At 41.1% G+C, this 1,250-nt stretch carries 2 protein-coding genes; both read left to right on the top strand.

Features of this window, described 5'->3' with window-relative positions; genetic code table 11:
- A partial coding sequence (locus tag AC1DUW_RS29540; RefSeq protein WP_477644266.1) for an aldehyde dehydrogenase family protein occupies positions 1 to 585 on the top strand: 585 nt, incomplete at its 5' end.
- Between the two features lie 16 nt (positions 586 to 601).
- Positions 602 to 1,250: aspartate dehydrogenase domain-containing protein (locus AC1DUW_RS29535; protein ID WP_477644265.1), on the top strand; the 649-nt coding region annotated here is incomplete at its 3' end.

Here is a 1,250-nt window from a genome sequence, read left to right as displayed (position 1 = left end):
GTTAAACGAGTGTATGTCCATGAATCACGCTTTGATGAAGTTGTGAAAAAATTAACCAAAGAGTTTGGCCGAGTCGTGGTTGGTGATGGCATTCAGCCGGATGTAACAATGGGGCCATTGAATAATAAAACACAGTTTGACTATGTGAATGAGTTGATCGAACGTACGGCTAAGTCTGGTGGAAAAGTAGTCACTACTGGGATTCAACTTAATCCAGAAACATGGGATCAAGGTTATTATATGCTTCCTTCTATTATTACAGGAGTCGATCAGCAAAGCGAAGTGGTCCGGGTCGAGCAATTTGGACCAGTCATCCCTATTTTGCCTTTCTCTAATGTTGATGAAGCGGTAAGGTTAGCGAATGATAGTGAATTTGGTTTGCGTGCGTCTGTTTGGACTGTGAATGAAGAATTAGCTATAGAGATGGCCGATCGTCTCGAAGCAGGAGCGGTTTTCCATAATAACCATACCGTTTTCAGCGAATTGGCCCTCGATTTTCCTGGTTTAAAAGAAAGTGGTGTTTCCCGCGAAACGAGACATTGTGGACTTGAATTCTTTGCAGACTCTTATGGGTTTGCTGATTGAGGAAGGATGAAATTACATGAAACTAGGGCTAATTGGATGCGGTAATATCGGGAAATTTCTGCTTCAGGCAATAAATAAAGACGGACTTCTTCCAGGAGGGAAAATCGTTTCGATTTATGCACGCCGTGAAGAAATAGCAACTCAACTAGTTGAAGAATTTGGGACACAGTCGTATAGTGATGTTGACTCTCTCCTTAATTCAGATGTGGATTTAGTCATAGAAGCAGCGACAATTGAAGCTGCTGAAGAGTACGCATTGAAAGTGATAAAAAGCGGAAAAAATCTATTATTAAGCAGCATAGGTGTAATGGCCGATGCTGCTTATGAAGACAATATTAAACGCCTCTGTCGAAAAAATAACGTTAATATTTTCCTCCCGTCCGGTGCAATCGGAGGTCTCGATGTACTTAAATCGGCAAAAGCAGTTAATGGACTTGAATCCGTGTGTATTACCACGAGAAAACCGCCTAGCGCGTTGCCTGCAGGTTCTTCATTAGAAGAAGAAACGGTATTATTCGAAGGTTCTGCTGCGGAAGCAATTAAGCAGTTTCCGAGAAATATTAATGTTGCTATTGTATTGTCTTTGGCTGGTATCGGGTCTGAAAAGACGAAAGTGAAAATCATTGCAGATCCATATGTATTGAAAAATATTCACCTTATTGAAG

This window comes from Peribacillus sp. P4_C12, from assembly GCF_056402095.1.
This window is presented reverse-complemented; position numbering and strand designations above follow the sequence as displayed.